The following is a 13,270-nucleotide window of genomic DNA, read 5'->3' as shown; positions in this document are numbered from 1 at the left end:
AGGAGGGGAGATGTTCCGCCTTGCGGAACGGCGTCGTCTGCCGGGCGACGCGCGAAGACCCCATGCTTTTGCCGGGGGAAAAGAAAAAGTCCGGGTGCATTTGCAGCCCGGACTTTTTGATCAGCTCATGCCGGATATTCCGGCGTAAGGCTTATTCGGCGAGTTCGAAGGGTTCCCCGCCTTCACGCTTCATTTCAAGCGCGATCTTCCACAGCAGGGTGACGACCAGCGCACCCACGGCGAAGATGCCGAGACCGATGGAGATTTCCCAGAAGGTGGGAGTATAGACTTCATAGGTTTCGTAGGGAGTGGGAGAGAAACCGCCGATGAGAAGGCCGAGGCCCTTGTCGATCCAGGAGGCGATGATGAGCATGACCAGCGCCCAGGGCAGGATCTTCATGTTGTTGCGGAACTTGGGAATGGCCAGGAGGAAGATGCTGGCGAAGGCCAGCACCACGGCGAACCACATCCAGCCGTTCAGCCACACATTGAGGCCTTCATGTCCGTTGAAGATGAACACGATGGGGTGGGCATGGCCGGGAATGCCGCTGTAGAAGGCGGTGAACAGTTCCAGCACATAGAAGAACATGTTCAGGCCCATGGCATAGGCGATGGTGATGGACAGGGACTTCACCACGGACTTGCCGGGATCGAAGCCGGAGAGGCGCTTCAGCAGAAGCAGGGACAGCAGCAGGATGGAAGGACCGGCGCAGAAGGCGGAAGCCAGGAAGCGGGCGGCCATGATGGCGGAGAGCCAGTAATGGCGGCCGGGCAGGCCGGCGTACAGGAAGGCCGTGACGGTGTGGATGGAGAAGGCCCAGAAGATGGACACGACCACGAGCACCTTCACCCAGCGGGGCACGGGCACATGGCGGCTTTCATGTTCCAGCGACGTCCAGCCGATGACCGCGTTCAGCAGCAGGTAGCCGCAGAGAACGGTGGCGTCCCAGAACATGACGGAGTTCGGCGTGGGGTGCAGGATGATGTTCAGCACGCGCTGCGGCTGGCCCATATCCACCACGATGAAGAGCATACACATGATGACCGCGCCGATGGCGAGAAATTCCGCAAAGACGATGACGCGGTGATACGGATGATAGTGGTGGAAGGTGGCGGGCAGCACCAGCATCACGGCCGCGGCGGCAACGCCCACCAGATAGGTGAACTGGGCGATGTAGAAGCCCCAGGACGTGTTGCGGGTAAGGCCGGTCATCTGGAGGCCGTAGATGAGCTGGAACACATAGACGATGAAGGCATAGCCTATGATGGCCAGCAGAAAGAGCAGCCAGATGTAGTACTTGGGAGAACCCTTGAGAACTTTTTCAACCATGGTTCCCTCCTAGATGATGTAGTAGACGCCGGGATCGGTGCCCAGTTCGGGCTTGCGGCGAATGCTGAAGTTCTTGGAAAGGACACGGCGGACGATGGAGTTCGGGTCGTTGAGATCGCCGAACATGATGGCCCCGTTGGAGGCCTCCACGCAGGCGGGCATGAGGCCCTTTTCCAGGCGTTCGGCACAGAAGGTGCACTTTTCCACCACGCCGCGCATACGGGTGGGGTAGGCGGGGTTCAGGTCCTTGATGAAGGGACGCGGATCCTGGAAGTTGAAGCTTCTGGAGCCGTAGGGGCAGGCGGCCATGCAGAAACGGCAGCCCACGCAGCGGTGATAGTCGATGGCCACGAGGCCGTCAGCCGTCTTGTAGGTGGCGCCGGCGGGGCAGACGCGCACGCAGGAAGGATTGGTGCAGTGGTTGCACAGCAGGAAGAAGCGGCGGTTTTCGATGTTTTCAGGAAGCATCGGATCCGGGTCGTTGGCGAAGGCGTGTTCGAACGTGTCGTCCCAGATCCACTTGATTTCGCGGGGAGCGGGGATGTCGGGCACGTTGTGCACCTTGTGGCAGGCTTCCACGATGGGGCGCATGTCTTCGGGCGTCTGGATGCGGCGGGTATCGATGACCATGGCCCAGCGATGGGCCTTCAGGCCTTCGGGATAGGCTTCATAGGAGGCCTCGGCCGCTTCCGCGCGGGCCGCGCCGGCGGCCAGGGCGAAGGTGGACAGGCCTGCGACCTTGAGAAAATAACGTCTACTCGAATTCATGATTGTTCCCCTGGGGGATGACGTGGCAGTCCCAGCAGTACGGGTTCACGCTGTTGGCATTGTGGCACTTGTCGCAGAAGTCGGCCTTGTTGCTGTGGCAGGCCATGCAGGTGTTCTGCAGGCTGGTTTCCCATTTCTTGCCGTCGGAGGCGACGTAGATGCGCTTTCCTTCACGCAGGGCCTGGTCGCGCCATTCAAGGAGCAGTTCCATGTGGTTGGCGGCCATCCATTCCCTGGGCTCGACGCATTCGGAGCGCGCTTCGCCGAAGAAGGTGACGGGTTCCGCGGGGAGCACCACTTTGACCTCTTCATGGCTGGAAGAAAGCATATTGATCCAGAAGGGCGCGGTGAACAGCCCGGCAAAGACAATGATGCCGGGGATGACGAATTTTGCGTTATACATTTATGCTTCCTCCGAGGCGGCAGGATCTTCATCGGGGAAGGGCAGATCTTCCTGACGCAGGTCCATGGTGCGGGGAATTTCGCCCTTCATCACCAGAGCGTTGGCCACAAGTTCGTGCAGGCCGCTGACCGTGACGCCGGGCACCCAGTAGTCGACGAGCGGAGGCAGAGCCGCACGGTCGAGGGCGCAGACGCAGCCCATCCAGTTCACACCCTTGGTGTCGTGCACATAGCGCAGGGCGTTGGCGCGGGGGAAGCCGCCGCGCAGACGCTGATCCATGATTTCTTCGGCGTTCAGGCCGGAACCGGAACCGCAGCAGAAGGTTTCCTCACGGATGGTGTGCTCGGGCATTTCCACAAAGTTGTTGCAGACGTGCCGGAGAATGTAGCGGGGCTCTTCCAGCAGACCCATGGCGCGGGCCGGGTTGCAGGAGTCGTGCCAGGTGGTGATGATGTGGTTGTTGCGCTCGGGGCGCAGGTTGAGCTTGTTGTGCTTGATGAGGTCGGCCGTGAATTCGGCGATGTGCACCATCTTGGTGGCGGCGGCGTTCTTGAACACCGTGCCGGTGATGGGGGAGACGGGCACTTCCATGTTGGGCGGAGTGGGGCCGTTGTAGGTGGCCATGTACTGGTTCACCACACGCCACATGTGGCCGCATTCGCCGCCGAGGATCCACTTGACGCCGAGGCGTTCGGCTTCCGCGTACATCTTGGCGTTCAGCCTCTTGGCCACGTCGAAGGAGACGAAGGAACCGAAGTTGCCGCCTTCGGAAGCGTAGGTGGAAAGGGTGTAGTCCAGGCCGATTTCATGGAACAGCATGAGGTAGCCCATGAAGGTGTAGATGCCGGGGTCGGCGAAGTAGTCGCCGGAGGGGGTGATGAAGATGACTTCATGGCCCTTTTCGTTCCACGGCGGATCCACGCGGATGCCGGTGATGGTCTCGATGTCGTCACAGAGGAATTCCACGATTTCACGCATGGAATGGGGCTGGACGCCGAGGTGGTTGCCGGTGCGGTTGCAGTCGTTGACCGAGTTCATGATCCAGTGGATGCCGAGGCCGAGGTCCAGCAGCATCTGGCGCACGATGACCGTGATTTCGGCGGTATCGATGCCGTAGGGGCAGAACAGGGAGCAGCGGCGGCATTCGGTGCACTGGTAGAAGTAGATGAACCACTCCTTGATGACGTCCTTGTCCAGCTTGCGGGCACCGGCGTACTTGCCGAGCAGACGGCCGGCGGTGGTGAAGTCCTTGCGGTACACGGAACGCAGAAGTTCGGCGCGCAGCACGGGCATGTTCTTGGGATCGTTGGTGCCGAGGAAGAAGTGGCACTTGTCGGCGCAGGCGCCGCAGCGCACGCAGCAGTCCATGAACACCTTGAGGGAACGGTGCTTGTTCAGGGCGTCCTGCAGGGAATTGTGCAGGATCTCCTCCCAGTTTTCGGGCAGTTCCCAGTCTTCGTTGTCGGGCGCCCAGTCATGGGCGTTCTCGAAGCCGAGGCCTTTCAGTATTTCCGTCTTGGCGGGATAGCAGAAGCTGCCGGGATGGAAATCCGGCTTGGTGTCCATCCATCCCTCTTTGGGGAAGGAAGTGGGCGTGGCCGCCAGCAATTCTTCGGGTGTGGGCATTTTTGCCATGACCAGTAACTCCTTAGGCTTCCGTCTTGGGTTCAGGCTGCTTTTCTACAGGGATGCCGGCCTCAACCATGGCTTCACGGAAATCATCTTCATATTCGGCGTAGGTGTGGTAATGCTTGGGCGGGTTCCAGGGGTTCACATGACGTTCTTCGCGGGTGTTGCACTTCATGTTGCGGGTGGGGCTCATGAAGACGCCGCCCATGTGCATCAGCTTGGAGAAGGGGAAGTAGATGAGCAGGGCGCTCACCAGCGTCACATGAATGAAGAAGATGGAACCGATGCCGGAAGGATCCACGGGCTGCAGCGTGGCAAGACCCATGATGACTTCCTTCACCTGATTGATGTCCACCTTGGAGATGTAGCGCATGCAGATGCCGGAACCGGCAATGGCGATGAGCAGGAACAGCGCGAAGTAGTCGGCCGGCAGGGAGATGTAGCGGAGCTTTTCCGTGCACACGCGGCGCAGCAGCAGGAAGGCGAGACCGGCGAGGATGAAGGCGTCGGTCAGGTAGAAGCGGGGAGCACCCACCTGGAACACGCCGTCCACGAATTCAATGACGGCGATGCAGACGGGCACCGGATCAAGGAAGAAGCGGGCGTGGCGGATGATGATCACCAGCATGCTGTAGTGGAACAGCAGGGCGAACACCCAGAGCCACTTGTTGGAAAAATAGGTGATGCGCGGCACACCGTCGATGGTGGTGCGCTCGGCCCTCGTGTTGCGGAACAGGGACCGGAAGGTGAACACCTCAAGGATCATGCGGCCGACGACGGCGGGCGTGGTCCAGGGGCATTCCAGGCGGTTGGGCTTGATCCAGTCCAGAGAGCGCTGCTGGCCCGCCACCGTGGGAATGGCGAACGGGACAGGCGATTTGGCCCAGCGGATGATTTTCCAGATAAAGCCGATGATGAACACAGCACCCGCTATCAGCGGTAAGATCACGCCGAGCAGATACTGCAGGCCAAGTGCTGACCCCGCCCATCCTACGCACAGGATAAGCAGAGTTGCCGCAAATGCGATGGTCATTCCTCTACCCCTCGATTTTCAGTTTCAGAAGCAGGTTCCGCCTGCTCCCTCCGAAGCTTGGCCAGCCGTATCACCTGCGACTGGCTTCGCTTTACTTCCTCCACTCTGATCCTGAACACGCGCTCCCGCGCTTCGGAATACATGTCCAGCGCCATGAGCCCCAGCGTGTCCACCCTGGATTCCATGGCGAGGTAGTCGTTGAGCACCCCGGTGCCGGCATGTTCCGGTTTCAGGCACTCGGGCAGCACTTCGGCGCGCAGCAGTTCCTTGAGCAGGTACAGCGCCCCCACGGCTTTGGAAGGGGGCATGTCCTGCACGGCGCGTATCCAGATGAGGTCGTGAAGGGCTCCCTTCACGGTTTCAGGCTCGGCGTCCATACCGATGACGGCGTTGAAAAGCACGCCCGCCGCCATGCGCGTCGTTTCCCCAACGGGATTGGCGAAGCGGTCGCGGCTTGTCCGCATGAAACCCTTGCTGTCGAGAGGATAGCTGGCAAAGAACCGGTTTACCCAGCGGTCTACCAGCACATCTCGCCGGCTGCTGCACAGTTCTGTGATGTCCATGTATGCCTTGCGTGAGTAATGGTGAAAAGGCCCGGCCCCACAGGGCCGCTAATTTGGCAGAGGTTAGCTTAACTTTCGGTCGTGCACAAGTCGGCATTATTGCCGATAGCCGTGTTTTTTCCTGCAATGTCGCGTGATTGAAAAAATTTGGCAGATTGTGAAGGTTATGGCAGCATACCGCTTGTATCAATGAGCCCTTCACCGGAGCCTTGCGGAGCGGCTTCTTCACAGGGAGAATCGGCCGTACCGTCGCAGAATCCGGCCACATTCATTTCAGGAAAAAGTCCTGAGGAAGGCTCTTCGGGCACGGCGGGGGTGTCTGCCGGCGCGGGCTCTTCGGTCAGGAAGGCGGGCAGGCCTTGAAATTCCAGGAAGGGCAGGCGGTCGCTTCCTGCGGAAAGCACATGGGCGTGATTCTGCCAGAGCCTGAACTGCAGAAGCAGCATGCCGGGCCTGAGCAGGCCGAAACGGAAGCTTTGGTCCTGCTGAAAGTCCGGCAGGGCGGGCACGGCCTTCTGCGCCGCGTTCACGGCTTCTGCAAGGGGCATGCCCTTCTGCAGGTTTTCCTCCATGGCGGAAATGACCCAGATGTCGCGCGTGTCCTCGGGCACGGGGAACCAGGCGGCGTCCTTCATGTCTTCCGAGCGGGAAAGAAGCGTCTGGCAGGCCCGGCAGCTGGGGGAGAAATAGACATGCACCGCGGCCTGCTCCGTTCCGGGCAGGGGCGACCAGGGTTCGGAAAGGTCGCGCACCACGCCGCCCGCGTTCACCACAAGCAGCAGGCCCCACACAAGGGCCAGTGCGGAGCGTTCCTTTTCCCGCGGCATGGCTTCGCTGCGGAAGGCCAGGAAGGAAAGGGCGATGAGGGTGCCGACGATGAGGCAGTTCACGCAGGGCGCGGTGAAGATCATGATGCAGAGAAGAACCGCATCCGCCGCAAGAGCCAGCGCGGCGCAGAAAAACGCCGCCTGCACGAGGCGCGCGAAGGCAAGCAGCAGAAGAACGGCGAAGAGGACGGCGCCCGCCTGCCAGAGGGAGACTCCGGCGAGACGGAAATCCTGAAAGAGCGTGCAGCCGTCGGTCAGGCAGAGCGCTTCGCCTCCGGTGAAAAATACCCAGAGGCAGAAGAGAAGGCCCGCAAGGGAGACTGCGGCTGCGACAAGAGGAAAGGGACGGGTGTTTCTGAGCATGACGGCTCCATAATGGTCTTTCTTCGGAAGTAGCGTAGTCACCCGGTCGCGTAAAGAGTTTTTTATGCGCTCTGCGTTCCCTGTGCGGAAGATTCTCATGCCGGTTCCGGGGAACGGACCGGGGGACGGCATCCGCCTGCGGGGAAGCCGTTTTTTCTTCAGAAAAAGCATGATTTTTCTCTTCCCGGGAGGCGGTCTGCGTTCTTTTCGCCGCATCGCAGGCCTGCCCGCGGTCCGGGAGGGCGCCTCTGGCCTGTCCCCATCTTTTATGGTAAGGAGCGCGGGAACAAGGAGAACACGATGCAATATCCTTCCATAGATCCCGTGGCGCTCTCCATAGGGCCGTTGCAGCTGCACTGGTACGGACTCATGTATGTTTTCGCCTTCCTCGCAGGCTGGCTTCTGGGGCGCTTCCGGGCTTCCCGCCCCTGGAGTTCCTGGACGGGCGCGCAGGTGGACGACTTCGTCACCTGGGCCATGCTCGGCGTCATCGTCGGGGCAAGACTCGGTTATGTGGTGTTCTACGATTTTTCCGCCTACATGGCGGATCCTCTGGAAATACTGCGCGTGTGGAACGGCGGCATGTCCTTCCACGGCGGCCTTCTCGGCGTGGTCACGGCAAGCTGGTTCTGGGGCCGCAGAACCGGCAAGAGCCTTGTGGATATTCTCGACTTCGTGGCGCCTCTCGTGCCCACGGGGCTGTTTTTCGGGCGTCTCGGCAACTTCATCAATGCCGAACTGTGGGGCAAGGTGACCGACAGCCCCCTCGGCATGATCTTCCCCGGGGCCGGGCCTCTGCCCAGGCATCCTTCCCAGCTCTATGAGGCCGGGCTTGAGGGCCTGCTCACCTTCGTGATTCTGTGGATCTATTCCTCGAAGCCCAGGCCGCGCGGTTCCGTGGCCGGACTCTTTGCCGTGCTCTATGCCGCAAGCCGCATCATTGTGGAATTCTTCCGCGTGCCCGATGCGCAGCTCGGATACCTTTTCGCCGGCTGGGTCACCATGGGACAGATTCTCTGCCTGCCGCTTCTTCTGGCCGGGCTCTGGCTCATGTTCCGCACGCACGGCAGGGGAGGGAAGGCGTGAAGACGCTTTTTCTGGGCGGCATGGCCGTCACCATGGATAAGGAGCGCCGCGTGCTGTGCGCCGACATTCTGGTGGACGGGGATTGCATAGCCTCCGTCAGGCCGCATGCGGAGCAGCTTCTTCCGCCGGAGGACGCGGAAGTGGTGGATGTGCGCGGCAAGGTGGTGATTCCGGGCCTTGTTCAGGCGCACATGCATGTGACGCAGGCGCTTTTCCGGGGGCTCTGCGACGATCTTGCCCTCATGGAATGGCTGAGGGAGCGCACCTGGCCTCTGGAAGCCGCGCATACGGCCGAGAGCAATGCCGCCTCCGCGCGCCTGGCCGCCATGGAGCTCATCAGAAGCGGTACGACCTCGCTCATCGACATGGGCACCACCCAGCATGAGGACGCGATATTCGAGGTCATGGCCGAAACGGGCCTGCGCGGCCTCTTCGGCAAGTGCATGATGGATGAAGGCGAAGGGCTGCCCGCCGTCATGAAGGAGGACACGGACGCCTGTCTGAAGGAGACGGAGCGGCTTATCCGCCGCTGGCACATGGCGGAGCACGGCCGTCTGCGCTATGCCGTGGCCCCGCGCTTCGTGCCTTCCTGTTCGCAGAGGCTTCTCTCTTCCGCCAGAGACATGGCGCGGCAGAACGGCCTGCGCCTGCATACGCACGCTTCGGAGAATCTGGGGGAAATCAGGCTGGTGGAATCTCTGTGCCATGAGCGCAACGTGCTTTACCTGCACCGCATGGGCTATACGGGCAGGGACGTGGTGCTTGCCCACTGCATCTGGCTGGATGAGGAGGAAAAGCGCCTTCTTGCCGAAACGGGCACCCATGTGGCGCACTGCCCTTCCTCCAATCTCAAGCTGGCCTCCGGCATCGCGCCCGTGGCGGAACTTGCCGCCCTCGGCGCAGGGGTGGGCATAGGACTCGACGGCGCGCACAATCACATGGACGGGCTGGAGGAAGTGCGCCGGGCGTCGCTTCTTCAGAAGGCGCTCACCCACGATCCGAAGGCACTGCCCGCCATGCAGGCGCTGGAAATGGCCACCCTCGGCGGGGCCGCGGCCATGGGGCAGGAAGAGGAGACCGGCAGTCTGGAGGAGGGCAGAAAGGCCGATCTTGTGGTGCTCGACATGGACATGCCCCATTCCCTTCCCGCCTGCGGGCGCGACATCGTGCAGAGAGTGGTGTATCAGGCCACCCGTGAAAATGTGCTGCATACCATGGTGGACGGGAAATTTCTCTACCGCGACCGGGTTTTTCTCACGCTCGATGAGAAAAAGACGCTGCAGGAGGCGGAAGAGCAGTGCGCGCTTCTCATGCGCCGCGCAGGTCTCTGCGGCGATGTTTCCGGCATTGCGGAGAAGAACGGAAAGCGCGCGGAGCCGGATTTCTGACATGGGAAAAAACAGGGGATGGTTCTGCTTTCTCCTGGAGAACGACTCTGGACTTGCCTCCGGAAGTGTGTTCTACTGCATGTTGTTAAAAGGGATACTGCTGTCCTTTTTTGTCAGACATTGAAAGGCTTTTTCTGTGCCGGGCAAAGGAATCACATGGTTCGGCCGGTTTGAAAAGTCTTCAAGGGGAGTCTCTATGAACATCACTAGGCTTGATAAAGCCAGGGACCTGAAATTCAAGCGTCAGGTCGAAGAAGAGAGCGGTCAGAACCTGTCGGCCTGCTATCAATGCGGCAAGTGCACGGCGGGCTGCCCCGGCGCCCAGTTCTATGACCGGCAGGTCAGCCAGATCATGCGCGCCGTGCAGATGGGCCTCAAGGAAGAAGCCCTGAAGAACCGTTCGCTGTGGCTGTGTCTGTCGTGTTCGACCTGCAGCGCCCGCTGCCCCAACAATATCGATGTCGCCGCGGTGATGGAAACGCTCCGCATGATGGCCCGTCGTGAGGGGTGGGTGCAGGATCGGCCCATCGAATCCTTCTGGAAGGCGTTTCTGGATACCGTACACGTTACGGGTCGCTCGTATGAGCTCGGCGTCATGGCCGACTACATGGGGCGCACGCTGCGCGGCTGGGGCAACCTGGAAATCGCTCCCACGGCGCTTCTGAAGAACAAGATGCCCTTCATTCCCTCCGTCATTCACGGGCGCGAGGAAGTGGCGCGCATATTCAAGCGCTACGCCGAAAAGAGGAGCTGAGCCATGAAATACGCCTATTATCCCGGCTGTTCGGGGCACGGCACCTCGGTGGAATATGAAGTTTCCACCCGCGCGGTGTGCAATGCGCTGAACATGGATCTTGTGGAGATCGAAGACTGGAACTGCTGCGGCTCCACGCCCGCCCATTCCGTAAGCCACGAGCTTTCCGGCGCTCTTGCCGCCCGCAATCTGATGCAGGCCGCAAAGACCGGTGCGGACTGCGTGATTTCTCCGTGCCCGAGCTGCTCTTCCAACCTGAAGATGGCCCGTTACCGCATGCAGAATCCCGCCTTCAAGGCCGGTGTGGATGAACTGCTCGACGCGCCCACTCCGGCCAATGCCGAAGGCGGCGCCGACCTTATGGAAACCTACTCCGTGCTTCAGGCCATCGTGGAGCATGTGGGTGTGGAGAACGTGGCCTCCCGCGTGACCTATCCTCTGGAAGGCCTGAAGGTCGTCACCTATTACGGCTGCCTTCTGAGCCGTCCCGCCCAGGTGGCGAAGTTCGACGACCCGGAAAACCCCGTTTCTCTCGACAACATCATGAAGGCCCTCGGTGCGGAGGTTCTGCCCTTCGCCCTGAAGACCGAATGCTGCGGCGCGGCCATGGGCATCCCGGATGTGAACATTCCCGGTTCCCTGAGCGGCCGTATCCTCGATACCGCCAGGGCCGTGGGTGCGGAAGCCGTCATCACCGCCTGCCCCCTGTGCCACATGAATCTCGACCTGCGTCAGCGCCAGGCCGCCAGAATCTCGAAGAAGGACTTCTTCGGGCTGCCGGTCTTCTACTACACCCAGATGATCGCGCTCGCCTTCGGCCTGCCCGAGAAGGTCATGCGTCTGGACAAGCTGGCCGTCAATCCCTATCCCCTTCTGGACAAGATCGCCGGGCGCCGCAAGGCGCGTGTTTCCGCCGAGCTTGACGCCATGAAGGCCGCAGGAGCCGCATCATGAAAATCGGCGTATTCGTCTGTCACTGCGGCAGCAACATCGAAGCCACGGTGGATACCGCCACGGTTGCCAAGATCGCGCTGACCTACCCCGATGTCGTGTTCTCCGAAGACACCATGTACACCTGTTCCGAACCGGGGCAGGAAAACATCGTGCAGGCCATCAAAAAGCACGGTCTCGACGGCGTGGTCGTGGCTTCCTGCTCTCCGCGCATGCATGAACCCACGTTCCGCCGTACCGTGGAACGCGCCGGGCTCAACCGCTATATGTTTGAAATGGCCAACATCCGCGAGCATGTCTCGTGGATCGGCCGCGACCGCGAAGCCAACACCAACAAGGCCGCCGAACTGGTGCGCCTTGCCGTGGAAAAGCTGCGCCGCGACACCCCCCTCTACGCCAAGCAGTTCGACGTGACCAAGCGCGTGCTGGTCATCGGCGGCGGCGTGGCCGGCATTCAGGCCGCTCTTGACGCGGCCGAGTCGGGCATCGGCGTGGTCATGGTGGAACGCGAGAGCACCATCGGCGGCAAGATGGCCAAGCTCGACAAGACCTTCCCCACCATCGACTGCTCAAGCTGCGTGCTCGCGCCCAAGATGGTGGACGTGGCCCAGAACCCCAACATCACGCTGTACGCCCATTCCGAGGTGGAGAGCATTTCCGGCTTCGTGGGCAACTTCACCGTGAAGATCAGAAAGCGCGCCACCTATGTGGACTGGACCAAGTGCACCGGCTGCGGCACCTGCACCGAGAAATGCCCCAGCAAGAACGTGCCCGATGCCTTCAACGAAGGCATCAGCAACTGCCGGGCCATCAACATTCCCTTCCCCCAGGCCATTCCCAAGAAGGCCACCATCAACCCCGACTACTGCCGGAAGATCAAGGAAGGCAAGTGCGGCGTGTGCTCCAAGGTGTGCCCCACCGGAGCCATCGTGTACGACATGGTGGATGAAATCGTGGAAGAAAAGGTGGGCGCCATCATCGCGGCCACCGGCTACGACCTCGTGGACTGGACCGTGTACAAGGAATACGGCGCAGGCGCGTACCCCGATGTCATCACCAGCCTCCAGTACGAGCGCATGATGTCGGCCTCCGGCCCCACGGGCGGCCATATCCACCGTCCTTCCGACGGCATGGAACCGAAGAACATCGTGTTCATCCAGTGTGTGGGTTCCCGCGACTGCTCCATCGGCCGCCCCTACTGCTCGGGTTTCTGCTGCATGTACACGGCCAAGCAGGCCATCATGACCAAGGACCATCTCCCCGACTCGGAAGCCTTCGTGTTCTACATGGACATCCGCGCGCCGGGCAAGATGTATGACGAATTCACCCGCCGCGCTCAGGAAGAGTACGGCGTTCAGTACATCCGCGGCCGTGTTTCGGCCATACAGCCCACGGTGCGCCCCGACGGCAAGGTGGGGTACATCGTGCGCGGTGCGGATACGCTGCTTGGCGAATCCGTGGAGGTGGATGCGGACATGGTGGTTCTCGCCGTGGGCGTGGAAGGTTCCAAGGGTGCGGGCAACCTTGCGGAAAAGCTCCGCATTTCCTACGACCATTTCGGCTTCTTCATGGAAAGCCATGTGAAGCTGCGCCCGGTGGAGACCAATACCGCAGGCGTGTACCTCGCCGGCGTGTGCCAGGGCCCCAAGGATATTCCCGCCTCCGTCGCGCAGGGCAGCGCCGCGGCCGCCAAGGTCATGGCGCTCTTCTCCAAGCCCAAGCTGGAGAACGACCCGCAGGTTTCCGTGGTGGACATCAAGCGTTGCGTGGCATGCGGCAAGTGCATCAAGGTCTGCCCCTATCAGGCCATTGAAGAAGTGGAAATCCGCGGCCAGAAGAAGGCCCATGTGATTGAAACCGTCTGCCAGGGCTGCGGCGTCTGCACGGCCACCTGCCCGCAGGGCGCCATTCAGGTCGCCCACTTCACTGACAATCAGCTTCTCGCGGAGGTGAACGCCCTATGTCTGTCTTAGCCGGCAAGGAGCTCCGTATCGTAGGTTTTCTGTGTAACTGGTGCTCTTACGGCGGCGCCGACACGGCCGGTACCGCCCGCGCCGTTCAGCCTACCGACCTTCGCATCATCCGCGTTCCCTGCTCGGGCCGCGTGAACCCTCTCTTCGTGCTCAAGGCCCTCATCAACGGGGCCGACGGCGTGCTGGTTTCGGGCTGCCATCC

13 protein-coding genes are annotated in these 13,270 nt (G+C 61.3%); 6 read left to right on the top strand and 7 right to left on the bottom strand.

From position 1 onward, the window contains the following. Nucleotides 1-151: 151 nt before the first annotated feature. The 7 genes from dsrP to Q0K07_RS01285 form a co-directional block, all read right to left on the bottom strand. Nucleotides 152-1,330, bottom strand: coding sequence for a sulfate reduction electron transfer complex DsrMKJOP subunit DsrP (dsrP, locus tag Q0K07_RS01315; RefSeq protein WP_294555376.1), 1,179 nt, complete (start codon nucleotides 1,328-1,330; stop codon nucleotides 152-154). 9 nt (nucleotides 1,331-1,339) lie between these two features. Beyond that, entirely contained in the window at nucleotides 1,340-2,098 is a 759-nt protein-coding gene (gene dsrO / locus Q0K07_RS01310) for a sulfate reduction electron transfer complex DsrMKJOP subunit DsrO (protein ID WP_294555373.1), read from the bottom strand. After that, entirely contained in the window at nucleotides 2,085-2,501 is a 417-nt protein-coding gene (gene dsrJ, locus Q0K07_RS01305; protein ID WP_294555369.1) for a sulfate reduction electron transfer complex DsrMKJOP subunit DsrJ, read from the bottom strand. The genes dsrO and dsrJ overlap by 14 nt, the downstream gene beginning before the upstream one ends. Next, complete coding sequence (gene dsrK, locus Q0K07_RS01300; RefSeq protein WP_294555366.1) at nucleotides 2,502-4,136, bottom strand: sulfate reduction electron transfer complex DsrMKJOP subunit DsrK; 1,635 nt, start codon at nucleotides 4,134-4,136, stop codon at nucleotides 2,502-2,504. 13 nt (nucleotides 4,137-4,149) lie between these two features. Further along, on the bottom strand, nucleotides 4,150-5,163 hold the full coding sequence (gene dsrM, locus Q0K07_RS01295) for a sulfate reduction electron transfer complex DsrMKJOP subunit DsrM (protein ID WP_294555363.1): 1,014 nt from the start codon (nucleotides 5,161-5,163) through the stop codon (nucleotides 4,150-4,152). Further along, nucleotides 5,160-5,726, bottom strand: a complete 567-nt coding sequence (locus tag Q0K07_RS01290) for an RsbRD N-terminal domain-containing protein (RefSeq protein WP_294555360.1) — start codon at nucleotides 5,724-5,726, stop codon at nucleotides 5,160-5,162. Before Q0K07_RS01290 ends, dsrM begins: the two co-directional genes overlap by 4 nt. Nucleotides 5,727-5,890: 164 nt before the next feature. Then, nucleotides 5,891-6,916, bottom strand: a complete 1,026-nt coding sequence (locus Q0K07_RS01285; protein WP_294555357.1) for a hypothetical protein — start codon at nucleotides 6,914-6,916, stop codon at nucleotides 5,891-5,893. A gap of 300 nt (nucleotides 6,917-7,216) precedes the next feature. Between Q0K07_RS01285 and lgt the strand changes: the two genes are divergently transcribed. From lgt to Q0K07_RS01255, 6 genes are all read left to right on the top strand, one after another. Beyond that, nucleotides 7,217-8,002 carry a prolipoprotein diacylglyceryl transferase gene (lgt, locus tag Q0K07_RS01280; protein ID WP_294555354.1) on the top strand — a complete coding sequence of 262 codons (786 nt, stop codon included), beginning with the start codon at nucleotides 7,217-7,219 and terminating at the stop codon, nucleotides 8,000-8,002. Next, the gene (locus tag Q0K07_RS01275; RefSeq protein ID WP_294555351.1) at nucleotides 7,999-9,390 is read left to right on the top strand and encodes a 5'-deoxyadenosine deaminase; all 1,392 of its coding nucleotides are present in this window, start codon (nucleotides 7,999-8,001) and stop codon (nucleotides 9,388-9,390) included. Before lgt ends, Q0K07_RS01275 begins: the two co-directional genes overlap by 4 nt. Nucleotides 9,391-9,586: 196 nt before the next feature. Further along, the gene (locus Q0K07_RS01270) at nucleotides 9,587-10,144 is read left to right on the top strand and encodes a 4Fe-4S dicluster domain-containing protein (RefSeq protein ID WP_294555348.1); all 558 of its coding nucleotides are present in this window, start codon (nucleotides 9,587-9,589) and stop codon (nucleotides 10,142-10,144) included. Between the two features lie 3 nt (nucleotides 10,145-10,147). Then, entirely contained in the window at nucleotides 10,148-11,098 is a 951-nt protein-coding gene (locus Q0K07_RS01265) for a CoB--CoM heterodisulfide reductase iron-sulfur subunit B family protein (RefSeq protein WP_294555345.1), read from the top strand. Beyond that, entirely contained in the window at nucleotides 11,095-13,068 is a 1,974-nt protein-coding gene (locus Q0K07_RS01260; RefSeq protein WP_294555342.1) for a CoB--CoM heterodisulfide reductase iron-sulfur subunit A family protein, read from the top strand. The genes Q0K07_RS01265 and Q0K07_RS01260 overlap by 4 nt, the downstream gene beginning before the upstream one ends. Beyond that, on the top strand, nucleotides 13,056-13,270 hold a 215-nt coding region (locus tag Q0K07_RS01255), incomplete at its 3' end, for a hydrogenase iron-sulfur subunit (RefSeq protein WP_294555339.1). The genes Q0K07_RS01260 and Q0K07_RS01255, both read left to right, overlap by 13 nt.

Source organism: uncultured Mailhella sp., from assembly GCF_944324615.1.
Taxonomy (GTDB): domain Bacteria; phylum Desulfobacterota; class Desulfovibrionia; order Desulfovibrionales; family Desulfovibrionaceae; genus Mailhella.
The sequence above is the reverse complement of the archived record's forward strand: the minus strand, read 5'-3'. Positions and strand labels throughout refer to the sequence as shown.